Origin of the sequence: Streptomyces sp. H27-C3, from assembly GCF_030063415.1 — a bacterium.
Classification (GTDB): Bacteria; Actinomycetota; Actinomycetes; order Streptomycetales; family Streptomycetaceae; genus Streptomyces.
In genome coordinates this window covers 1-22,548 of record NZ_JASITA010000059.1, presented here as the reverse complement: position 1 = coordinate 22,548, position 22,548 = coordinate 1, and the positions used below count along the sequence as shown (strand labels likewise).

The 22,548-nt window shown below is 67.7% G+C and carries 21 protein-coding genes; 17 read left to right on the top strand and 4 right to left on the bottom strand.

The window, feature by feature from the left end:
* The first annotated feature begins 354 nt into the window (after nucleotides 1-354).
* Entirely contained in the window at nucleotides 355-672 is a 318-nt protein-coding gene (locus QMK30_RS35320) for a hypothetical protein (protein WP_283522446.1), read from the top strand.
* Nucleotides 673-721: 49 nt separating this feature from the next.
* On the opposite strand, the gene QMK30_RS35315 is transcribed toward QMK30_RS35320, so the two are convergent.
* Together QMK30_RS35315 and QMK30_RS35310 are read right to left on the bottom strand one after the other, a co-directional pair.
* A complete protein-coding gene (locus QMK30_RS35315) occupies nucleotides 722-1,474 on the bottom strand; it encodes a hypothetical protein (protein WP_283522445.1) in 753 nt (250 codons plus the stop codon).
* On the bottom strand, nucleotides 1,471-2,832 hold the full coding sequence (locus tag QMK30_RS35310; protein ID WP_283522444.1) for a putative T7SS-secreted protein: 1,362 nt from the start codon (nucleotides 2,830-2,832) through the stop codon (nucleotides 1,471-1,473). Before QMK30_RS35310 ends, QMK30_RS35315 begins: the two co-directional genes overlap by 4 nt.
* A gap of 138 nt (nucleotides 2,833-2,970) precedes the next feature.
* Here QMK30_RS35310 and QMK30_RS35305 point away from each other — a divergent pair, with 138 nt between their 5' ends.
* Together QMK30_RS35305 and QMK30_RS35300 are read left to right on the top strand one after the other, a co-directional pair.
* Nucleotides 2,971-3,582, top strand: a complete 612-nt coding sequence (locus QMK30_RS35305) for a hypothetical protein (RefSeq protein ID WP_283522443.1) — start codon at nucleotides 2,971-2,973, stop codon at nucleotides 3,580-3,582.
* A gap of 272 nt (nucleotides 3,583-3,854) precedes the next feature.
* Nucleotides 3,855-4,679 (top strand): IS5 family transposase, encoded by an 825-nt coding sequence (locus tag QMK30_RS35300; RefSeq protein ID WP_283522442.1) that lies wholly within the window; start codon nucleotides 3,855-3,857, stop codon nucleotides 4,677-4,679.
* Here the strand turns inward: QMK30_RS35300 and QMK30_RS35295 are convergent.
* The gene (locus QMK30_RS35295) at nucleotides 4,603-5,163 is read right to left on the bottom strand and encodes a BAR domain-containing protein (RefSeq protein ID WP_283522441.1); all 561 of its coding nucleotides are present in this window, start codon (nucleotides 5,161-5,163) and stop codon (nucleotides 4,603-4,605) included. The genes QMK30_RS35300 and QMK30_RS35295 overlap by 77 nt on opposite strands.
* Nucleotides 5,164-5,586: 423 nt before the next feature.
* Between QMK30_RS35295 and QMK30_RS35290 the strand changes: the two genes are divergently transcribed.
* Together QMK30_RS35290 and QMK30_RS35285 are read left to right on the top strand one after the other, a co-directional pair.
* Entirely contained in the window at nucleotides 5,587-6,777 is a 1,191-nt protein-coding gene (locus QMK30_RS35290) for a tyrosine-type recombinase/integrase (protein ID WP_283522440.1), read from the top strand.
* Nucleotides 6,778-7,171: 394 nt separating this feature from the next.
* Nucleotides 7,172-8,221: an NAD-dependent epimerase/dehydratase family protein gene (locus QMK30_RS35285; protein ID WP_283522439.1), complete on the top strand. Its 1,050-nt coding sequence runs from the start codon at nucleotides 7,172-7,174 to the stop codon at nucleotides 8,219-8,221.
* Nucleotides 8,222-8,240: 19 nt separating this feature from the next.
* Here QMK30_RS35285 and QMK30_RS35280 read toward each other — a convergent pair whose 3' ends face one another.
* Nucleotides 8,241-9,563, bottom strand: a complete 1,323-nt coding sequence (locus tag QMK30_RS35280; protein ID WP_283522438.1) for an NsdA family TPR-like regulatory protein — start codon at nucleotides 9,561-9,563, stop codon at nucleotides 8,241-8,243.
* A gap of 512 nt (nucleotides 9,564-10,075) precedes the next feature.
* Here QMK30_RS35280 and QMK30_RS35275 point away from each other — a divergent pair.
* The 12 genes from QMK30_RS35275 (at nucleotide 10,076) to QMK30_RS35220 (ending at nucleotide 22,533) form a co-directional block, all read left to right on the top strand.
* Nucleotides 10,076-10,510, top strand: coding sequence for an NUDIX hydrolase (locus tag QMK30_RS35275; protein ID WP_283522437.1), 435 nt, complete (start codon nucleotides 10,076-10,078; stop codon nucleotides 10,508-10,510).
* Between the two features lie 38 nt (nucleotides 10,511-10,548).
* Nucleotides 10,549-12,441, top strand: coding sequence for a radical SAM/SPASM domain-containing protein (locus QMK30_RS35270; protein WP_283522436.1), 1,893 nt, complete (start codon nucleotides 10,549-10,551; stop codon nucleotides 12,439-12,441).
* Nucleotides 12,438-13,070 carry a hypothetical protein gene (locus tag QMK30_RS35265; protein WP_283522435.1) on the top strand — a complete coding sequence of 211 codons (633 nt, stop codon included), beginning with the start codon at nucleotides 12,438-12,440 and terminating at the stop codon, nucleotides 13,068-13,070. Before QMK30_RS35270 ends, QMK30_RS35265 begins: the two co-directional genes overlap by 4 nt.
* Nucleotides 13,067-13,801 (top strand): hypothetical protein, encoded by a 735-nt coding sequence (locus tag QMK30_RS35260; protein WP_283522434.1) that lies wholly within the window; start codon nucleotides 13,067-13,069, stop codon nucleotides 13,799-13,801. Before QMK30_RS35265 ends, QMK30_RS35260 begins: the two co-directional genes overlap by 4 nt.
* A gap of 5 nt (nucleotides 13,802-13,806) precedes the next feature.
* Entirely contained in the window at nucleotides 13,807-14,451 is a 645-nt protein-coding gene (locus tag QMK30_RS35255; protein WP_283522433.1) for a hypothetical protein, read from the top strand.
* Nucleotides 14,448-15,311 carry a protein kinase domain-containing protein gene (locus QMK30_RS35250; RefSeq protein ID WP_283522432.1) on the top strand — a complete coding sequence of 288 codons (864 nt, stop codon included), beginning with the start codon at nucleotides 14,448-14,450 and terminating at the stop codon, nucleotides 15,309-15,311. Before QMK30_RS35255 ends, QMK30_RS35250 begins: the two co-directional genes overlap by 4 nt.
* 114 nt (nucleotides 15,312-15,425) lie before the next feature.
* Complete coding sequence (locus QMK30_RS35245) at nucleotides 15,426-15,569, top strand: hypothetical protein (protein WP_283522431.1); 144 nt, start codon at nucleotides 15,426-15,428, stop codon at nucleotides 15,567-15,569.
* Nucleotides 15,570-15,685: 116 nt separating this feature from the next.
* A complete protein-coding gene (locus QMK30_RS35240) occupies nucleotides 15,686-16,597 on the top strand; it encodes an aKG-HExxH-type peptide beta-hydroxylase (protein WP_283522430.1) in 912 nt (303 codons plus the stop codon).
* Entirely contained in the window at nucleotides 16,594-17,877 is a 1,284-nt protein-coding gene (locus tag QMK30_RS35235) for a serine hydrolase domain-containing protein (protein ID WP_283522429.1), read from the top strand. Before QMK30_RS35240 ends, QMK30_RS35235 begins: the two co-directional genes overlap by 4 nt.
* A gap of 236 nt (nucleotides 17,878-18,113) precedes the next feature.
* On the top strand, nucleotides 18,114-19,532 hold the full coding sequence (locus QMK30_RS35230; RefSeq protein WP_283522428.1) for a hypothetical protein: 1,419 nt from the start codon (nucleotides 18,114-18,116) through the stop codon (nucleotides 19,530-19,532).
* Nucleotides 19,529-20,350, top strand: a complete 822-nt coding sequence (locus QMK30_RS35225; protein WP_283522427.1) for a hypothetical protein — start codon at nucleotides 19,529-19,531, stop codon at nucleotides 20,348-20,350. The genes QMK30_RS35230 and QMK30_RS35225 overlap by 4 nt, the downstream gene beginning before the upstream one ends.
* A gap of 86 nt (nucleotides 20,351-20,436) precedes the next feature.
* The gene (locus tag QMK30_RS35220) at nucleotides 20,437-22,533 is read left to right on the top strand and encodes a coiled-coil domain-containing protein (RefSeq protein WP_283522426.1); all 2,097 of its coding nucleotides are present in this window, start codon (nucleotides 20,437-20,439) and stop codon (nucleotides 22,531-22,533) included.
* The last annotated feature ends 15 nt before the right edge of the window (nucleotides 22,534-22,548 follow it).

Below are 22,548 nucleotides of genomic sequence, written 5' to 3'. Positions count from 1 at the left end.
TGGCCCGTGATCAGATCGCTCATCGCATGGCGGGCGATCATCACCCTCACGCTGTGGATGCTGGGCAAAGTTGTCGATCAACCCGCGTATCTGGCGGGGTGTGCCGCATCCGCCGCACTGCTGATCGCCGTGGGTGAGACCGGTGACTGGGTTCGCCGGCGCTGCAGAGCGCGCCGTCCCAACAACCACCCCGGACCGGCTACGCCCCGATAACCGGCGTCGTGCCAGCATCAGGCCATCCCCTGCTCGCCTGCAGGGACAGGCACTGCAGGCGAGGAGTGAGAAGCTGGCCGACAGCCGGGCCACTAGCATTTTCTAGGGCTCGAGACCGCACGGGAGCAATGGAGGATTTGCATGTCTTTCTTGAAGTTCGCCAGCGCCGAAGTGAAGGAAATGGCAGGGACGCTCGAGAAGAGCGGGGGCCAGATGAAGACCGCCTCGAAGGAGATGTCCCGGGCGGACTCCGCTGAGATCGGTCACAGCGGTCTTCAGTCCGCGTGCGACGACTTCTCGGATTCCTGGGACTACGGCTTCGGCCAGCTCTCCAAGCTGACCAAGGGCGTTTCGAAGTTCGCTAACAAGGCGTCCGAGGAGTTCCTCAAGCTGGATCAGAAGCTCTACGACGAGTTGAAGAAGGCCAACGCCAGGGGCGGCAGCGGGGACAAGAAGTAGGCCCGCCGAGGCCGGTCACGCCAGTAGCCCACGTGCCTCGGAGTGCTCTTCAGGACGAGGCCGCCGCCCCGGCCCCCGGTAGCGCTCCCGCCGCCTTCTCGGCCGCGACGCCCGCCTCGACGTCGAAGGTGAAGGTACGCCCGATGTGGGCCAGCCGCCCGCAGTAGGAGTCGAGCAGGAAGACCGAGGGCGTCGCGATCGTGACGTACACGCAGTAGTCGCGCGGCGCCGGAATGACCAGTTGCACCGAAGCCATGGCGATCACCGGCCGAGGCAGACCGGCATCCGCCGCGGGCAGGGTCAGCGAGCGCAGGGAAGTGGACATCACCGCGGGGCCGGAGGGCAGTTTGGCCGCCAGCACCATGTCCTGCCGCCCCTGAAATCCCTTGCCCAGCGGATAGTCCAGCTCCAGGAGATCGCTCTCACCGGCGAAGAATTTCTGCTCCTTCGCCCGGTAGATGCCCTCCGCCGCCAGCAGCCGGTCCCGGTGCTCACTGGGCTTGACCGACACGACGAGCAGCCCCATCGAGAGCCGCTCGTCACCGTCCACCTCCTCGGACCCCACACACATCGCGGTCAGGACGGTGGTCTCCTGTGCCGACATCCGGGGGAGCTGGTCGCGTATCTGCGCGCTCGCCGCGTCCAGTTGCTGCTCGTCGGCTTCGGGCATCAGCTCGGTCATCGCCTCGCGCCATCCGGCGGAGGCCGTGGGTTCCGGCAGCCGCACGAATTCGTCCGGGACCTGATACTGAAAGGCATACGGCGTCTTCCGGGACTTCGCCGGGTCTACGTTCTCGATCATGCGGCCGGGCCGAACTGGCTCGGGTCGAGGCCCTTCGCGAAGCTGTTGCCCGCGCTGGTCAGCGTCGCGGGCACATCGACCTGTGGGCCGAGCGGGCCCGGCGCGACGACCTGGTCGTTGTCCTTGGGCATCTCGTACTTGGTCATGGCGTTGATCGGTCCGACCAGCGGGATGTCGGAGACGTTCCACTTCCCGTCGGTCCACCGGCCGTCGTTTGTGTTGGAGCCGAGCGCGAACGCGGCACCGGCCACCGTGCCGCCCCAGTCCAGGACGTTGCCGGAGGCGATATGGGTCCAGCCCTTGGCCGCCATGGTGAACCCCCGGGCGGAGTTAGCCATACCGCCGGGGATCTTGGTCAGGCCGGCCCAGTTGCCGGGCCCGATTTTGCCGATCGTACTCATGAGTCCCTGTGAGGCACGGAGCGTACGGCCGGACTGCACCAGCACCCGCCCGGCCTGCGCCAGCTTCGCGCCCGCCAGGCCGGCAGCGCCCGCGAAGACCCCCGCCGCGTCCCAGGCGAGAGTCTCCCAGGTGACGCCCTCCGCGCCGCCGGCCATCGCCGCGCCGTGCGCGGCGAGTGCGCCGGCGCCGACGATCAGACCGATCAGGGCCAGTCCCGCGATGCCGCCGAAGGGGATGGCGAAGAGGCAGATGATGCCGATGACCATGGCGAGGTCGGCGAGGAAGTCACCCACCAGTTTCCAGAAGTTGGGGTCCGAGAGGACTTTCCAGGCGTCCGACAGGAAGTCCCCGACGCTGTCCACCAGGTCGTCGAACCAGCCGGGCTCGGGCGGAGCGTCGTCGGCGGCATCCTTGATCGACCGCGCGGCGCCCTCGGCCGCGGTGGTGAACTCGGAGTTGAGGGTATGGGCCCGCTTGCGTACGGCTTCGAGCTCGTCGTTGGCCGTGTCGTACGCGTCCTGCTTGCCCTTCTTGTCCTTCTTGAGGTCTTCCTTCTCCTTGTCGGTCATCCCGGCCGTGTCGTCCTTGACCGTCTCCAGCGTCCCCTTCGCGCTGCCGGCCTTCTTGGCGGCCTCGGCTGCTTCTTCCTCCAGCTTGCGTGCACGCGACTGGAAGCCGCTCAGGCCGGTCTCCCAGGAGGAGAGCGCCCGGTGAGCGGAATCCATCGCGGTGAGGGCCTTCTGCAGGTACGGCGGGATGTTGGAGACCGATTCGGCGAACGCCTGGGCGGACTTGCCCGCCCAGATACCGTCGGACGTGCCTACCTTGCTCAGCTGGACCTTGGCCGTGCCGCCCTCCCGGGCGACCCGGCTCACCGCTGAGACCATCTGCCGTACGGTCTCCAGATCGCCCGGTGCCGGATCGAAACCGAGGTGGGGATATTCCGATGAACCCATGACTTCGTCTCGCCTTCCTGCCCCACCCTGCGAGCAGGGAACTTCATCATCTGGATGATAGGAAGTTATAGGTGATGCCCGTGGTTCCGCCATCGCCGTAGAAGATCGCGACCACGGCCCAGCCACCAAGGGGAAAAGATGATCTTGCAGCGCGCTCTCAGGGCACTGTTGAAGGACGCTGCAGAAGGCGCCGAACTGCACACCCTGGTCAACCCATGGGCCTCCAGGCGCAAGTTCGCCTCGTTCGCGTACATCGCCGAGCAGTACGGATACCGCTACATCGGCCTGGCCCCCGGCATCCCCATGGGGCGAAGCCACCCGGTCTTCGCTTTCCGCCGCCTGCCCGACGGACCGGAACGCGCCGCCCGCACCATGACGCACTATCCCAACGTCGCGCAGCGCGGACCGTTTCCCGGAATGAAGGCCGGAGGAGACGGCCTCACGCCGCTGCCGGAAACCCGGCGGGAGATTGAGCTGCTCCACGCCCGTATCAAGGTCGACCTGTTCGGCAAGTCCTCCACCAAGCGCATCAAACGCTTGCTGTTCGCGATCCCGATCGGCATCTTCATCGCCCTCGCGGTCACCGGCAACCTGGCGCGGACTCCGCTGCTCGTTGGAGCCGGCATCACTCTGTTCTTCTTCCTCTACCTGTGGTTGGCCGCGACGATCATGCGCCGCGGGTATGCGAAGTACAGCCGGATGCTGGAGCAAGCGGGCCTCGCCTGGCCGCTGGACCGCCGGGGCGACTGAGTGCGTTGTGGCAAACCGGATCTCGTTCGAGGTGTGCGGCGTGGGTGATCATTCGGACAGAGGTGCCGGTGGGGTTGCGGGCATGAAGAAGCGGGCCTCCCGGTAGTGACGTGGTTGTTGAAGCCCGTCACGGTCAAGGAGACCCGCTGTCCGGACAGTTGACCATTTCCGCTGCGCCCGCGTCCATCACGGCCACTCCGGAGTGTGACTGCTACGTGCACAGGTTCGGTTCGATCGCTCCGGGGCGGCGGGCACGGTGCTATCCAAGTGACATGACGGATGCGGAGTGGGCCGAGGTCCGCTCGGCGATGCCGGTACCGGCCTGGCCGCTCAACCGGGGTGGGCGCCCCGAGGCGCACTGCCACCGCGAGATGCTCGACGCTGTGCGCTACCTCGTCGACAACGGTGTGAAGTGGATGGCCGTCCCGGTCGACTTCCCGTACTGGCGGGCGGTCTACGACTTCTTCCGCCGCCGGCGGACCTACGACTACGTGCGGGAACTCTACGAGCGCCTGCGCCGGACGGCGAGAGAGCGCACGGGCCGCAATGCCGAGCCCAGTGCCGGGATCATCGACAGCCAGTCGGTGGACGCCTCCGAGACCGTCGGCGAGGACAGTCGCGGATACGACGGCGGTAAATCACGCGACGGGCGCAAGCGCCACGTCCTGACCGACACGGAGGGCCTGCTCCTGGAGGTCACCGTGACCACGGCCGATGTGCACGACTCCAAGGCCGCCCCGGCGCTGCTGGAGACGTTCATGGACCAGCCGGGCCGGCTACTGAAGCTGGTGTGGGTCGACAGCGCCTACCGGGGTCCGGCGCTGGCGAAGGCGTTCGCCCGCCACGGGGTCCGGGTCGAGGTCGTGCGCCGATCCGACGGGCAGCAGGGTTTTGTCGTACTGACCCGCAGGTGGGTGGTGGAGCGAACGCTGAGCTGGCTCTCCCGCTCACGCCGCCTCAACCGCGACCACGAACGCCGCCCCGATCACCACCAGCAGATGGTGTGGTGGGCCGCCACGATCAGGCTGTCGCGCCGGATGGCCGGGGACGCTCCGCGCCGGCCGGAGAAGCGCCCCGACCGACTGCTGCGGGCGTGAACCGTCCGTCCTTCTCCCGCACCAGCCAGCCCCGCCTCTCCAGCACGTAGGCACGGTGACGGATCTTCTCCACCTCGTTCTTGATCTCCGCCTCCCGGCCCACCGCCCGCGTCAACTCCACCCCGTTCACCGGCCCCGAAGCGGCCACCACCGCGGCGAACACCTCCCGATACAGTCCGCTGAGCGCCTCCCCACCCATGCCCGACCGCCACACCGGCGGCTGCCCGCCATGGCCCGCACCGGAGCCACTCGATCCCACACCGGCAGCCGCCTCACCACCGGACGGCACGGAAACCGGCGTATTCACCGTGCTCTCCCCGGCCAGCACCGACATGAGCTCCTCACGCCCCACCCGGGCCCGCTCAACTCGCTCCCGCGCGGCATCCACCTCCGCCTGAGCCTGCTCCAGGACCTCCGTCCAGGACTCCAGATCCTGCCTCGCCCGCGCCTCACGCCGTTCCATCAACCCCAGCACCGACGGCATCGCAGCCTCCTCGATCAACAACAAGCCGTCCGCTGCCTGCCCCTACCCCCTCGCGACCATGCCCCGCACACGAAGAAGCCCCTGCTCATCGAACAGGGACTCCCTTTGCCACAACGCACTGACCGCCCATCAGCAAAGTCAGCAAGAGGTCAGCACCCATCCGCAAGGGCTCTTCCAGATTGTCGAATTCTGATCAAGCCCCGCAACCCAGGATTCTTTCTGACCTGCGTCGATGCAGCACTGAGGGTTCCTGCTACACGTCGTTCTCCTGTCATGCGATCAGGCTGTTATAGCCCCGATTTAGGGTTTATGCAGGTCAGACGCCTACTGCTGGTCAGCGAGTCAGCAAAAGGTCAGCAAGAGTCCCAGGTCAGCGCCGGTTTTACCGGTCGCGACCACCCTGGAGAGGGAACGATATCGATCATGCCGAACAAACTTGCGCGGGGCATGGGGAGCTTCTTCAAGCCCTGCGAGTGCCGTCGGCCCTCCGGCTGCCCGCACCCCTACACCATCCGCTTCCGCAACACCCGAGGCAGGCAGTCCGAGGAGTCCGGCTTCCCCAACCAGGACGCGGCCATCGAACGCCTGACCGCGCTCTACGCAGCCCGCAAAACCACGCCGAGAAGTGTCGCCGAACAGCAGGAGACGCTCGGCGAGATGACCTTCGAGGAGTACGCGAAGGCATGGTTCGCCCGCAAGCGTGGTCTCACCGGCAGCACGAAGGCCGCGACCGAGTCCCGGATGCGCACCCATGCCTATCCGGAGATCGGCTCGCGGAAGATGCACACCTTCGACAGCTTCGTGGTGGAACGCTTCATCACCGCCATGGAACGCAGCAACGTCGGCGCCGCGACCCAGGCACAGGTCTTCCTGCGGGTGAAGGGCATCCTCAAGGACGCGCACCGGCGCGGAATAATCGGTCTCGACCCGCTGCTTGACGTCAGCCCGCCGGAGTACCGCCCGGGCCCGACCGTGATCCCCACCAAGGAACAGGTCGGTCTGCTGCGCGTGGCCCGCGACGACGACGCCTTCCGCCTCATCGTCGACCTCATGGCCGGCATGGGCCTGCGCAACGGCGAGGCCCTCGCCGTCAACGTGAACAACATGGTCGCCAAGGACGTCTACCGGGTGCACGAGCAGGTCCACGACCGGACCGTCACCCTGGAACCCCTCAAGCACAGGAAAACCGGCGAATTCCGCGAGGTGCCCCTGCCCGCTTTCGTCCGCGAAAGCATCGAACACTACGCCGCCACCCACGGAACCTTCGCAGGCGGCTACCTCCTAAAGACCATGCGCCCCAGCACCGGAAACGCCTTCCTCTCCCCCACCACTCTCCGAAGGTGGTGGACCAACCTCCAGCAGCAGAAGCCGGAACACATCCCCGGAGGGATGACCATGTACAGCTTCCGCCACTACTTCGCCTCCAACGCCCTCGGACACGGCATCCCCATCACCGACGTCGCAGACTGGATGGGACACAACGACATCAACATCACCTTCCGCACCTACCGCCACCTCCTCCCCGGCTCCGTCTCCAAAGCCGCCACACTCCTCAACACCGGCCTCAACTTCAACACCCCGACCGCGGAAGGGCCCGAGGCCGCCGCAGCCTAATGGGAGCTATGGAACCGGGGAATGCTTGGTTCCGTAGCCGCCAGCAGGTGAGCACTATCGCGGCCGGAACCGTTCGAGTTCTGGTGTCAGATCGTGCCCCTGCTGGTGGTCGGGAGGCCAGACCGCTGATGGGGTGGCGTGCCCGCTCCGTGGGGCGTGAGCACTGGATCCATTAGGCCGCGTGCCGTGCCTTCCGCAGGCTGCACCGCTGTGTCAAGTACGGAGCGGCCCGGCGGTACTGCCCCCAAATGCGGGCGCCGGGCCTGGCCCGCACACCCATTCTGGTACGGCTTGATCGGTAGCCTATCCCCCACCCTCGGTCGCTGGGCGGGCCCTTCGCATGCCGACTCGATGGGCTGTGGGACGTCAGCCCTGTCAGGGTGCATGGTCTCAAATGACGCTTCGTGGCAAGGTCACTCTCATGCGGATTTTGGTGATGGGCGGCACCTGGTTCCTCGGGAAGGCGATCGTCGAGGAGGCACTGCGGCGCGGGTGGGATGTGACTGCGTTCAATCGCGGCCGGTCTGATGCAGTTGATGGAGTCGAGACGGTCCAGGGTGATCGGACCAGTCCGGACGATCTGAAGCGGCTTGCCACGTACGGGCCGTGGGATGCCGTCATCGATACCTCCAGTAGCGAGTTCCCGCCGCGTGACGTGCTCTTGGCTGCGGAAACCTTGCGGCTGGCTGCCTCGCGGTGGGTGCACGTCTCCACGGTTTCCGTCTACCAGGGCTGGCCGCACCATCCGCTCACCGAGGACTCCCCGCTCCTGGAGTGCCCGCCGGACGACGATGGGGCCTTTGGGCACACCGGTTCTGACGGCAGCCCGACGAAGTACGGCTTCCAGAAGGCAGGGGGAGAGGCTGCGGTACGCGCCGCCTTCGGGGAGGACGCAATCTTCCTGCGGCCCGGGGTCATCCTGGGCCCCGGTGAGTACGTCGGTCGCCTGCCTTGGTGGCTGGCCCGTGCCGAGCGCGGCGGCTCGGTCCTCGTGCCGGCGCCGGCCGAGCAGATGATCCAGCCGGTTGATTTACGCGACGTTGCCGCCTTCGCAGTCGATCAGGCCGCCAGTGATCTCTCCGGTCGGGCGTTCAATGTCGCGCACCCCGAGGGCATCAGCTGGGGCGAGTTCATGGGTTCCTGTTTGGATGTCACCCAGAGCGCCGGTCGTCCGGTGTGGGCTGATGCGGCGACGCTTGTCGAGCACGGCGTCAAGCAGTGGACGGAACTCCCACTGTGGCGCACCCATGCCGGAGTGTGGTCGGTCGATGCCACCCGCGCCGTCGGGGCAGGGCTCCGTTGCCGTCCTTTTGTCGAGACCATTGCCGATACCTGGGCGTGGATGCAGTCAGGTGGGCGCCCGGTCGAGCATCCGAGGTGGGCTGAGCACGGCTTGGCGCCGGAGAAGGAAGCGCGCGTGCTCTCTGCTATCGGTGATGCTTAGCCGCATCGTCGGGACCGGTTCACGGGTCGATGGCCAAGAGTCCGTGGCCGGTGCCTAACTGCCCGGGTGCGGACAGACGCCCGAACTCCTCAATCTGTTCGCCGAGTGTGACTGCGGTGGATGCTCCCTTGAATGCGGGGGCTGTCAAGGCTCGTCGCAGGGCTCCGGTGCGCTCCAGTAGTCCGGCCACCCGCTGCTCTGCAGGGGTGGTCCAGACCGTTTCCAGTGATGCCGCTGCCGCATCGAGGTCGCCTCGAAGGATCTGTGCCGCGGCGAGATCGGCGGCGGCTTTGCCGCGCACGGACAGCGATTGGCGGGCCGGCGGGCGGGACGCGACCAGGGCAAGGGCCCGCAGGGCTGTCGCCTCGGCGGTGGGCCCGTCGTCGACGAGGAGGGCGGCGCTGCCGTTGGACATCAGCAGGCGCTCTTCGTCGAAGCCGAACTCGCCGCCCACGTCGTCGTGCAGTTCATCCCGCTCGCCTCGGTGTTGTTGCGTGGATGCGGCCAGTGCCCGTGTTGACCGCTCGCGGTCGCCGAGGTGTCCGTGTGCGCGGGCTTCGATCGACAGCAGTCTGCGCCGTGCCGTGTCGCCCAGCCCTGCGTAGGTCAGCGCGGTCCGTGCCTGCCGGACCGCCTCCGAGGGCCGGCCCATGAAGTACGCGCAGATCGCCAATGTCCCGGTCGCATAAGCCCGCAGTGGATCGAAGCGGGCCAGCTCGCCGTACAAGGCGGCTGACCGGGCGAGACGGGCCGCGTCGTCCAGCGCTCCGAGGTCGAATGCCGAGGAGGACAGCAAGGAGCAAGCCTGCCCGGCCACGATCAGCAGGTCCTGCTGTTGTGCGGGGATCTGCGTGAGCCCCCTGTGGTGCTCTGCCTCCGAGCGCAGCGATCGGGCCCGGCGGAAGACGTCGAAGGCGCTCAACGTGCCGTAGGAGCGTGCGAGGGACAGCGCGTCCTCGCGGAGCTGGTCGATGCTGAGGTCGGAGACGGACTGCGCGGCAGCAGCTCCCGCCTCGTCGGCGGCGTCACGTGCGGTCATAGCAATGTCACTTTCGAGGTCGTACGCAGCACTCTCCCCCGACCCCACGGCGGACCGCTGGGGTGGAGGGCCCATCAGCGCCACGACGTCCACGTGGAACATCTGCTCCAGCACGCGGCACATCTCGGAGCCCGGCAGTGTCTTGACCCGTCCGGAAGTCCAGCGTCGAAACTGCGCCTCCGACAGCGACAGGCCCGGTAGCCCAGCCTGCGTTGCCGCCCGCTCGAAAGCAACCAGGAAGTCTCTGTACCGCCAACGCCGTTGCTGGACCAGCACCTGGAGCAGCGTCGTCGGATCCTGCATCAAGGGTTCCTCCGTGGTCAGGTGACAGGCCGCGTCGCCTCGTTCCTGTCCGTTGATTACCGGCCAACAGGGCCTGTTCGCAACGGATTCCGTCAAGGTGACCTCTCAATGCCACCCCCATGACACCCCATGCACCCGGACGGGCACCAGAAGACACCCGCCACGCCATGGCCGTGACACCCGCACCGGCGGGACTCTTAACGCCACCCCGACAAGCCCAGCGAAAGAGAGCGGACCGTGCGCAGCCCCCAGCTTCCCCCGCCGCACCCCGACCCGGCCACTCCACAGCCGTGGGCGGCTGCGGCCCCATATCCGGAAGCGGGCTCGGGAGCGCCGGCGTCGCAGGGCCGACCCGGAAGGCGATTTACCTTGATCGCGCGGCACGTTGAGGGCCTAGGATCGCGCGCTTCCCGGCTTCGTTTTCGATAACACCAGAACCCGGGGCACGCGTCCCCGGTTCTGCACATGGCCGGCTTTCCGTCCGGCTCCGTAACTCAGTGGAGGTTGTCTCAATGCCCGAGAAGGTCACGAAGGAAAAGGTGCTCGTCTACGTCGTGCGCGATGGACGGCTCCTGGTGTTCCGCCACACCGACTACTCCTACGAGGAGGTCGGCATCCAGGTCCCCGCCGGCAGCATCCGCCCCGGCGAGAGCCCGGAGGCCGCCGCGCTGCGCGAAGCGGCTGAGGAGACCGGACTGGCCGACTTCAAGATCGTCCGCAAGCTCGGCGAAACCGACTACGACATCAGCCCCTACCGGTTCGAGATCCAGCACCGGCACGTCTTCCACCTGGAGCTCACCGAGCCGACTGCGGAGCGGTGGATGAGCCAGGAGGACCACGACGGGGAGCAGGATCCGACGCACTTCGAGTGCTTCTGGATCCCGCTGGAGGCAGCGCACATTCTCCAGTCCGGCCAGGGCGCCCTGTTGGGACGCCTGACCGACTAATCAGGCGTCCTGTCAGACCAGCAGGGGAGGGGCAGTCGATGAACCACAGCACCACTCAGCGCCACACGATCGAGGGGCTCTACCGGAGCCTGGACGTCGATGACCACGACACTGCGGTGTCCGTCATCGTCAAGACACGGGGCGAGACATGCGACATCGACTGCCTCTACTGCTACGAGAAACGCAAAGAGGCTCCGGGAGGGGCCCGAGTCGGTGCCGCCCAGATCAAGCAGCTGGCATCCGTCTTCAAGGGCCGCAAGCTCGCCGTCGAGCTCCACGGTGGCGAGCCGCTCACCGCGGGACGCCAGCACATCGGGGAGATCCTCACCGAGCTGGCCCGTCTTCCCCAGGTGGTCCGCGTCAGCCTGCAGAGCAACGGGGTCCTGCTCGATGCACAATGGCTCGACCTGTTCGACGAACTGTGTCCCGGGCTGAGCATCGGGATCTCCCTGGACGGCGACGCCCGGGGCAATGCCTGGCGCGTGGGCTACGACGGAAAGCCGGTCTACCCGCGCGTCGCCAGATCGCTGCGGCTGCTGGCCGAGCGGGGCAGAAGCGTCGGAGTGATTGCCGCGGTGACCCCGGCGGTGCTGGACCGCGCCGAAGAGGTGCTGGAGCACCTCGCGGGCTTCGGGTCGGTCAACGCGATCAGCTTCGTGCCGTGCTTCGACACCACCATCCGCCGCTCCACCGCCCTTCCGGGCCGGCGCAGGCCGGCCAGCCGACAGCTCCAGCAGGCAGCCCTGGGCACCGCTGGCGGGCCCGCCTGGGCGATCCATCCCGACGAGTACGCCCAGTTCGTCCTGTCGGCCACCGCCCACTGGATATCCGCCGGGCACTTCGCCCGCATCAAGCTCGAACCCGCGGTCTCCACAATCCGCCGATTACGCGGCCTGACGACACCGTTCTGCCACTTCTCCGACCTCAAGTGCGACCACGTCTTCACCCTCTACCCCGACGGCCGCCTCGGGAGCTGCGACGAACTCCCCTGGCCCCAAGCCCGCCTGACCCAGCTGGAGTCGACCAGAAACGAGCACGAGCTGGTCCAGGCCCAGCAGGACTCCCTCCTGCTGCACCAGGGCAAAGCGCTGATGGACAAGTGCACCTCGTGCGACTACCGCACCACCTGCGGCGGAGGGTGCATCGCCACCCGCTGGCGCCAGAACCCCCTGGACGGTCACGACGCGTACTGCGACTACCGGATGCGGATGATCGACGGAGTCACCGCCCTGCTCGCCCAGCCCGCGCACCCGCAAGGCGCCTGGTGCCAGAGCCTGCGCTGGCACCCGCGCACGCCGAACAGCATGCGCGACGTACCCGCCTTCCAGGCCCGCTGGGATGCCCCAGGCCCGGTCCACGACCGGGTAAGGCTGCGGACCAGCGAGCACGGCAACATCAACACGGTGGGCCTGGCCGGCATCCAAGAGGCCGACGACCTCCACCCCGCCCACCCCCTGTGGCGGGCCGCGATCGAGCCCGGCGTCTGGCCCCTGGTCGACACCCTCACCCGCGCCTGGAACCTCGTCACTTACGACAGCTGTGAAGGCCACCCGTACACCGGGGCCGAGCTTGCTCCCACCGGCCTGCGCGTGGGCCTCCTCCCGCGAGACCGCCAGGAATACGCCCGCGCCGCTGCAGCACTGTGCCGAGCCGCCACGTCGGCCGCCGTCTCCCTGCCGCGGGGCGTTGAGGTCCGTGTCGGCCGCTCGGACCTCACCTGCGAGACGACGGAGACGACAACACCGGTCCTCGATCTGAGCCTGGTCCCCTCCCCCGACCACCACTGGGAGGACTACTTCGTACGCCGGGAGGAAGCCACCGCTGTCCTCGTCGAGGCTCTCGACGCCGAGCGCCCCCGCTCCACCACCTGCGCCTGCCCCCTCCCCGCCACTTCACTGGCGCAGGCGAAGCCCGTGGAGGTCTTCCGGTGAGACCCAGCGACGAGGCCGTCGTCCACCAGCTGATCGGGCGTATCGCCTACTTCCACACGCTGTTCATCGAACCGGCTCTCTCGCCGCGCGGACGCCCAGGAGCAGGTCGGGCCTGCTGCAACCATCGAGAAGAGATGAGACGGGCGTGGCCGGCGGTGGGAGGGCTACGGGCCGCCACCGCCTGGGCGGTTCTCGACGAGCTCGGAGCCACCCTCGGCGAACACCTCGTCGCTTGCCCGGCCCGCGAGAACACCTGTTGCGCGACCTGTCGCGTTGCCGACTCTGCCGCCGCTCTCGCCCAGGCATGGGCGCTCACCGAGCACCAGGCATACGACCGCCCTCCGCCCTCCGCCACGCTCCTGCGGGCGTATCGCGCCGCCGCCGCCGTGTACCTCGCTCGTGTCTTTTCCCAGCAGTACGAGGCGACCTGCCGCACTTGGACAGCAGGCGGAGCGGCTGTCATGGGCAGTCCGCCCGACAGCAGCGAACTGCCGCTGACCGGCGAGCTCCTGGGCCTGTGGGAGAACCCGCTGGCAGCACCGCGCAGTCCGGTCGTCAGCTGGCTCAACCACTGCACAGAACTGAGCGATATCCACCGCTTGCTCCAGCAAAGGGAGGTTACGAAGTGATCCACATAGCCGAGACCGTCGGCATCGGAAGCGTCGAGAACTTCCTCAGCGCCTCCGAACTGGCCCAGCTCGCCAACCTGATGAACGATGTCCTCGCCCCCGTAGGCGCTGATCGCTTCGGCGAGGGGCGCCGGGCCTCCATCCATGAGATCCCCGGCCACAGCCCCGAGCAGGCTATGGCAGTCTACGAGCCCGCTGGTCGCGTGGAGATCCCCTCGATCCCCGAGACCGCCGAGAAGATCCTTAACGATGCGTTCGACCGCGCCCGCCCTGCGCTGGCCCGCGTCATGCCCTCCATTGCTCTCTGCCGCCCCTGGACCTACGTCGAGTACGGGGTGGGACAGCACATCACCAGCCACCTCGACGGCATCGCCCCCGACCCGCTCGCCTGGCCCCGGCAGATCGCGGGCATCAGCGTCGTCATCGCAGAGGCCGAGGGCGGGGGCGAGTTCTGCGTCGAGACCACCTCCAGTCACCGGCTGTGGAGCGGCGAGGCACCCGACGCCGCAGCAAGCGGCTACGCGCCGGGCATGTGGCTTGCCCACGACGGAGCCGACAATTCCGCCCCGTGGTTCCTGCAGATGCCCCGCACCCGGTGGAACGTCTCCCCGGCGCCGGGCACCGCGCTGCTGTACGGATCACAACTTGCCCACGGAACCCGACCGGTCACTGCGGGACGGGTCGCCAAGTTCATCAGCTGGCTCATCGCCGAACCCACCCCGGGCGGGTGAGGGGCATGCTGCTCGCCCTGGAAGGCATAGCTGGCGCCGGGAAGAGCACCCTGCGCGACCGGCTCCTTGCCGCCGTCCGCTCCGAAGGCATCCACCTCAGCCACATCGGGCAGTTCTCCTGGCTCTCCCACACCGCCACCCGCACGCTGATCCGGCTGCGGGCCGGAGACGGCGGCAACCAGCAGGAGGCCATCGAGGCCGTCGTCCACGACCTCGCCCTGCACTCCCGGTTCAACATCACCCCGGCGCTCGCCGACGGCCCGGTCCTCGCCGACCGGTTCTCCCTGTCCACCGCCTGCCTGCTCGCCCTGCTCCACCGCCAGCCGGTCGACACCTACGTGGCACATCTCGCCGGCCAAGCGCACGCCCGGCCCCGGCTGACGGTGTTGCTGACCACCGACCCGGATCTCTGCCACACCCGCCTTGCCAGGCGCGCAACCGGGCAACGGTTCACCGAACAACCCCAGACCGCAGCCCGGCTGGCCGACCTCTACAGCGGGGCCGCCAGCGCCTGGACCAGGACCACCGGGCTTCCGGTGCTGTCCCACCCCTGCGCGAACGACGCCGACCTCGACGCCCTGACCCGCACCTGCATGGACCACCTCCGAAGAGCGGGCCAACCCGCCTCCATGACGGAAGCGAACCGATGAATCTGCACCCGATGCACCCCGCCGCCTGGGTGGCCGATCAACTCGCCGCCGACGGCTGGCACATCCGCGAACTCCTCGCGTTCACCCGGGCCAGCACCCTGATCCAAGCCCACCGCCCCGGCCAGAACGACATCGTCCTGAAAGCTGGCTTCGGCAGCAACCACGTCCTGGCCGAAATCGACCCCACCGCGCGGCCGGCGGCCTACGGCTTCTACTGGTACGCGCAGATGAACGAGACCGAACGCGCCCTCACCCGCGCCGACTTCCGCCACGAGGCAGAGCTCACCTCCGCAGCCACAGGCGCGGAGCACGTCGTCCCCCTGCTGGAACAGGGCAGCTGTGAACGGTTCGACTGGTACACCATGCCTCACTGCAACGGCGGGAACTTCCGGGCCTTCATGGATACCGGCAAGGACACCGGCCACGGCTTGAGCATCCTGGCCGACGTCGCGGACGGCCTCAGCCACCTGCACCAACGCGGCATCATCCACCGCGACGTCTACCAGGAGAACATCCTCATCAACCAAGGCCGGGGCCTGATCACCGACCTCGGAGCCGCCCGCCGAACCTCCACGCCCCGCGGGCCTGAACACCGCGGCCCCGAAGTGCACTGGCCGCCGGAGTACCTCACCGCCTTCCACGAGGCCACCCCGGCCGCGGACGTCTTCAGCCTGGCCGTCCTGACCTACCGCTACCTGTGCGGGGACATTCCCCGCCTCACAACTGCAGAGCGCGCCCTGATCACTGAGCCGCTCGGCAGCGCCGTCACCGCAGCACTGACCGGCGAGCCGACGAGCCGTCCGGGCATGGACGTGCTCCGGACCGCTCTGCGCACCGCCGCAGACACCTACCCGCACTGACCACCGCGAGAGGAGAGCCCTTCATGTTCCGGGCGAGAGCTCCACCCGAGGGCCGCGCTATCGCGAGCACAGGATCCATGCCGAAGCCAACGAGACCGAAAGGCGGAACACCTCATGGACCAGGACCGCATCGCCGACTTCCTCGCCGACGTCGAGGACCTGCGCGGCGAGGACGAGACCGTCCGCACCACCGCGCACACCTCCAGCGTCTCGGCCGAAGGCTGGCCGGCAGCCGAGGCGGCAACCCCCACCGCCTGATCACTCATCTCCCCTATCGGCGGCTGTGGTGAGCGCTGCCGGTGACATCGCCTAGGGCCGGGACGCCAGTGCAGCGGTCCCGGCCCCAGGCCCGCCATCGAACAGGAGCCATGTCCGTGGACACCCTTGCCACGCTCTTCGACTTCGCACCCATCGAGCTCCTGCATCGCAACCGCACGAAGCGCATCCACACCGTCCTCCACGCCCGAGCACCGCACTCCCAGGCGGAGACCAATGCGGCTGCCGCTTACTGCCTGGCCCACCACACTCTCGAAGGGGCCGAAGCCGCGGCCCGGGCCGGTGCGGGCAACACCTTCGGCTGGTACGCCACCCACCCCGACGCCGGTGCCTCCGCCAGCGCTACTGCCACGTCGCTCGGCGCCCGCGTGATTGTTGCGCCCGCGCTCGCCGACCTGCCCCGCTCCGCGATCTCCGAGACCCCGTACTACGTACTCGGCCCTCACACCGGACCCGCGCCTGCCCATCTGCGCGCTCTCGCGGTCGACGCATACGCCTGCGGCCTCACTGCGGGGTTCGGCAGTCTGCTTGCTGCGCACGCCGTCGTCCTGTGCCTGCTGCGGACCAAGAACCTCGGTGACACGCTCGACAGCTGGACCATCAGCCGACTGCCCGGCACCGTCTTCATGGACCACGTCGAGGACCCCCTCGTCCTGGCCCGCGACCTGATTCACGAGGGCGGCCACAACTGGCTCAACGACGCCCTCGCCGCCACGGGCTGCAAGGTCAGCGACACTCCCCGTTTCTACTCCCCGTGGAAGAAGACCGATCGGCCTGCGTTCGGCTTTCTGCATGCGTGCTGGGCTTTCCCGCTCACCATGCTGTTCACCGCGCACGCGCTGAACCACGCCAGCGGACAGCAGCACCGGTTCCTGGCTGCTTACCTCGATCAGCAGCGGACCCTCCTAGCCGAAACGACGGCTGACCACCCCCGCGTCCTGGAGCTGATCCACGACGACGGCCTGCGCCAGCGTCTTGCCGCCGCCCACCGTCAGGCACTCACCCTGTGAGCGCGCACCAGGACACGGAGCCCGGCCTCTCTCTGTTGATCGACGCCCCGGATGCACAACCCGCCCTGCTGCATTCCGGTCTGGCCAGCCTCGAACATGGGCAGCCCATCGGACCGGACACCGCGTTCAACACCGGCTCGGTCGCGAAGCAGATCACAGCCCACCTGACCCTGCTCGCCGCCCGCGACGAACTCCTGCGCCTCGACCAGCCAGCAGCGGACCTGCTCCCCCGCCTCAAGATCAGCGACATCACCGTGGCGGACCTGATCACCCACCGCTCGGGACTGCGCGACGCCGAGTCCCTCCTCTCCCTCGCCGGCTTCCGGGACCTCGACCACTACACGGCCGACGACCTGCGGACCCTCGCCTACCAGCAACACCAACGCGCCCTCCCACATGGCGCCTTCCTTTACAGCAACACCAACTACCTCCTCCTTGCCGAGATCCTCGAAACCGTCCACCGCACCCCACTGCCCGACCTCGCACACCGGGATGTGTTCACGCCGCTCGGCATGCACGGCACTCACTTCAAGGCAGACCCCCGCCAAGTAGTCCCCCGGGCCGCATCCGCCTACCAGGCCACCGACCACGGCTGGCAGCACACCCAGGGACCGGCCACAGTGCCCGGCTCTGGATCCCTGTGGTCCACGCCCGGCGACCTCGACCGGTGGCTCACCCACCTCCACCACACCTGGCAACACCAGCAACTCCCCTGGCAGGACACGCTTGCGTACACGCCAAGCGATCACACGCCCTACCTGTACGGACCCGGCCTCTACGCCAGCACGCGCGGCGATGACGCTGCTGTCTTCCACTACGGACACGAACAGGGCTTCTCCGCTGCAGTGCACCTGGAATCAGGAGGACTGCGTGTCCTCTGCCTGTCCAACAACACGGACGCCCCGGCCGATCACGTCACCGCCGCCGTCCTGGAGAACCTCCGAGCCCATCCGTCAGCCGGTCACGGCCAGGTCCTCGCAGAGGCAGCGAAGACACGACGGCCGACTCGCCCCACCCCGCCCACCCGGGACGAGTCCGGCCCGCACACCGACATGGGCACCTTCACCTGCGACCAGGCCCCCGGCAGCCTGCGACTCACCCGCACCACGGACACCCTCCACCTCTGGCGCCGCGGCACAAGAGACCCACTCACCCGCTCCGGACCAGACACCTACTCCGGCAACGGCTACACGCTCACCCTGCCCGACAGCACCGACAGCGTCGGCAGTTTCACTCTCGACCTCAAGCGGGCCCCCGGGCTCCAATACATCCGCCAATAACCACACCGGAAACAAGCCATGCGTTCGAATTCCACGGCCATTGTCAGTGCCGTGTTTTAGCTTGAACTCAGCGCGCCAGAAATGAACTTGGGGGGACAGAACTGGTGAACTTCGACGAGCCATCGACCGTCTACGAGAGCATCACCGCACGGATCCGGGCCCTGGCCGTGGGCTCCCCACTGATGGCCCTGGATAACAGCAAGGCCAAGAAAGAGCGCGGGTGGGACCGATACCGCATGGCCGAGCTGGCCCTGATCGCCATCGACTTCGTGACCCTGCGCACGGACATGCGGCCAGCCGTGCGACAGGAAGCTGTCGTAGAACACGTGGCCGAATTCGCCGCCCTGCAGCTGCCGAGGCGGACAGGGGAGGAGTACCGGGCGGTCGCCCGCTGGGTGACCGAGCGACTGATCAACACCGAAGAACGCGACCGCGCCTTCCATCACGACGTCGGGTATGTAACCGAGGACGGATTCGAGACGCGCACGGCATCCTTCCAGATCCTCAAGGAAGTCCCCGATCATGTGGGGCAGGCCGCGCTCATCGCCACCGACGCAGCGATCACCGTGCTGGTGCATGCGATCGACGTCGACATCGCCTCGGAACAGATCGCCGCCGAGGCCAAACTGGAGGCCCTGCTCAAGCGATCACGGATCAGCGAAGCATGGCAGGCCGCCCAGAACGCACAGATCCACAGCATCCGATACGCCAAAGACATACGCGGGCGCATCGAATCGATGAAGCGCAATGTGCGGGCGGTGGACTGGGACACGGAAGTCAAAGACATCGTCGATGAGGCTCTGGAGCACGTGCGCAGCCGGTCCGCGTCCGAGACACTGCAAAAAGAGCGGGTCAACCAGCTACTGGAAGCCACCGCCGATGACCGCAAGCGCAGACAACTGCAAGACCTCGCCACGCTCATCCACGAGTGCTGGAAACGCCATGCAGTGCTGATCGACATGCTGATGAAGGTCGGTCCGGAGTTCCGGCGTCAACAAGACCGCCAGGTATTCGTAGCTCCGGCGATCCACACCCGCGTACACTTGGACGAGCAGCTCCTTCAACCCGTGCTGGAGCTCTCCCTTGACGCGTGCCTGGGCCCCTTGGAGGCGTTCACGCGCGCGGTCATGGGTTCGGTGCGCCCCCGTGTGATGTACCTGCCTGACTACCTGGAAGGGCTCGCCCAGGTCGCCGAGGAGACCGGCGGGGAGCTGGTAGCGGTCCAGGACGAGTACGACTGGTCGCAGATCGATGCCCCGTCCGCCTTCGGCGACGAGCAGCACCACGCAGTGGACACCCTGCTGGAAGCCGTCACGGACCAGGGCGTGCGGCTCTCGGTCCTGCTGGAGACCACACGCCAGTCCGGCCCGGGAACCGGCCCGGACGCCGGAACCGATGAGCTGCTCACGATCCGAGTCCAGCAGTTGTTCCGGCTCATTCCTGTGCGCCAGCTCGCCGACGGCGAGGCTGCCGTGGTAGCCGTCGACGACGGCACGGTCCTGGATGACGAACGCTTCGGCGGCAGCGACTTCCTCCTGGTCCGCACCGCGGGCACCGCCATGACGCAGGAGATGAGCCCGCCACTGCCCGCGTTTCCCACACCGCGCCGCCCGCAAGGCCCTGACACCCATCCGCTTGATCAGGAGAGTGCATGAACCGCCACGAGGATGCTGCCGACGCTGCCCGGATGGTCGCCTTCGCGATGGCCCGCCGTAAGGCGCCCGCTCGCTCCGGCGAGTACGCCCGCCTCGTCCGACGCTTCGACACCGAGCCGGACTTCGCGCAGGTGGTGCGGAAGGTTGCCCAGGGCTTCGATCTGACGGTACTGGAAGTCCATCTCCAGACCGGGCTGGTCCTGGGCACGACGCCCGAGACCGACTTCACGGTGTCCGTCTCCGACCTCGTGCCGCAGACCTCCGATCGCCCCCTGTACCTGCTGGCCCAGTTGACGATTGCAGCCATGGTTTTCCCTCGTCCCGAGGACCTCGATGATGACGAGCATGTCGGGCGGATCTCGGTCCGGGAGGTCGATGATGAGGTCCGTGTCCGGGCCGCGACCATCGAACGCCGTCTTGCCCACACTGGCGAGGACGTCGATCCGCCCTCCGATCAACCGGGGCTGGAGGGGCTCTGGCGGGCCTACCTGCGCCGCAACGCCACAGGCAAGACCAAGACGCAGACAGGCAGAGCACCCCAGGCGTCCACCAGAGCCCTGGTGAAAAGGGCGTTCACGCATCTGGAAGGCCACGGCTTCGCCAGCAAGGTTAGCGACGAGGACGCCGGCACCTACGTCACCCACGTCAAGTACCGGCTGCAGATCCGCGACCAGGCGGCGCGCGACATGCTGCAGGAGCTTGCAGCATTGGGCGTCGCAGTCCTGCCCACCGATGGCGCACCCGGCCCCGCCCAGCCCTCAGCAGACGCATCGCCGTCGCCGGACGATGCTGTGCTGGCCAACGGCCTCTTCAGCTGACCGCTCCCCCAAGGACTCCTTCCATGTATGAGCTCAACCGCATCCTGCTGCGAAACTTCGGGCCCCGCGATGCCCGTTACGAGGACGTGCCGCTGGACTTCTCCGGGGTCGGCGCCGAGGTGGAGACCGCCGCGCTGATTCCCGACGCCGGACATGTCACCCAGCGCCCGGCACCCGCCAGCCTGGTCATGCTGCAAAACGGCGGCGGCAAAGGCGTCTTACTGACCGGCATCACCTGCACCACCATCCCCTTCCACCACCAGGATCTGGAGACGCTGCGCAACTTCACCATCTCCATGGCACAGCCTTCGCACGTGGTACTCGAATGGGCCGACGCCCGCACCGGACGCCTGCTGGTAACCGCGCAGGTCCTGGCCCCCGAGCGCGACGGCACAATGCGGCGCTGCTTCTACAGCTTCCACCCCTGCGCGGCGCTGGACGCCGACCGGCTTCCCTTCCACCGTGAGGGGCACTGGACTCCGTACGAGGAGTACTGCACCGAACTGCGCGACTGGAAAGAGCGGGTAGAAGCGCTCGAGCTGCACCTCCTCGACGGCCAGGAAAAGTGGGAGAAACACCAGCGCGGCCTCGGCCTGCAGCCCGAGCTCTTCGACGTGCAGCGCAGGATGAACGCCAAGGAGAGCGACGCGGCTGCAGCCTTCACCACCAGCACCGCCAACGCCTTCGTGGAATGGCTCCTGCGCAAGGCCACAGATGACGACCAGTACACCGAACTGGGCACCGCCTTCCACGGTTATGCCGCCGCACACGACCAGCGGGCCCAGTGGGAGAGGGAGCGGCAGTTCGCAGTGGAGATGCACCGCGCGTGCGAGGACGTCGCCGGCCTCCACGGCCTGCACTCCCAGCACGCCGGTGCAGCCCAGAGCGCCGAGAAGGACCTCAAACACCTCACCTCCGCAGTCCGGGCGCGTCACATCGAGCTCACCACCACCGAAAGCGACAGAAACGCCGCCCTCAAGCAGACTCACGGCTCGCTGGAGGCCGCAAAGGGCGCGTGCGTTCTCGCCCATGCGCGCGTCCGGCACGTGCAGTTGTGTGCCCACACTCTCCAGCTGGGCGAGATCACCACTCAACAGGAGACCACCCAGAAGGAAAAGCAGAAGGCGCAGCATCACAGCGCGGCGTGGGCCAGCGTCCCGATCGCACTGCGCCACGCCCAGGCACAGGACGACAACAACCGCGCCCAGCTGGCCCTCGTGGAGGCCGAACGCACCGCCGCCCCCTACATCCAGGCCCTCGACACCGCGGCAGCAGCACTGCGCGCCGGCTATACCCGTGCCGAGCAAGAGGCCCGCGAAACAATCCGTACGCACCACCTTGCAACAGGCGTGACACAGAAAAAGATCGGGCAATGGCGTACCCGCAGCAACGAGCTGCTTACCGCGACGGGCGACGCGCGAGCAGAATCCCGCATTTTGCAGGATCAGACCGACGCCTTCGCAGAGCGTCTGAGCGCCGCTCGCGAGCTAGACCTTCTGGACCCGCAGGAAAGCGCGGCCGATGCTGCCGCCCGCACCCAGAACGACGCGCGCCACAGCGAGCAGCTGCTCCAGGAGGCCAATCAGGCCCGCAAGAGCGTCAAGGCTCAACGGGACCGAGCCCAGACCGCGCTGTCGAAGCAAGGGCAACTGGCCTGGTCCGCGCGAGGAGCCGCGACGACGGCAGTAGAAGAGACCGGCCGACTGCGCGCTCGGGCCGAGGACGTTCGCAGCACCGCGCTGTGTGGCGAGCTCCTGGAGGCCAGCAGCGACGAACTGGGCGCCGGCGACCCATTATGCTGGCTGGGCGACCACGCCGACGCCTTGCAGCAGCTCTCCGCGCGCCGCGCCGGCGGGCTTGAGACCACACTGACGCACAAGCGCATCAACCTGCTGAACGATCAGGCCCTGCTCGCCCTCCTCGACACCAGCGAGGGCCTGTTGCCCGCGGCCGCAGAGGTACGCGACCTGTGCGAAAAGCTGTCGGAACACGGGATCCACGCCGTGCCCGGCTGGCAGTGGATGCACGACAACGTCCCGACCAGCGAGCGCCAGCAGGTCATCAGCACACACCCTGTGAGCGATCATGAAATTCCCCAGGTTGGGCGGGTTCTGCGTCACGTAATTCCCCACCCCCGCGGTCACGTAATTCCCCATGGGGACGACGGACGCGGTGGGAGGTAGGTCCTGGCCGTCGAG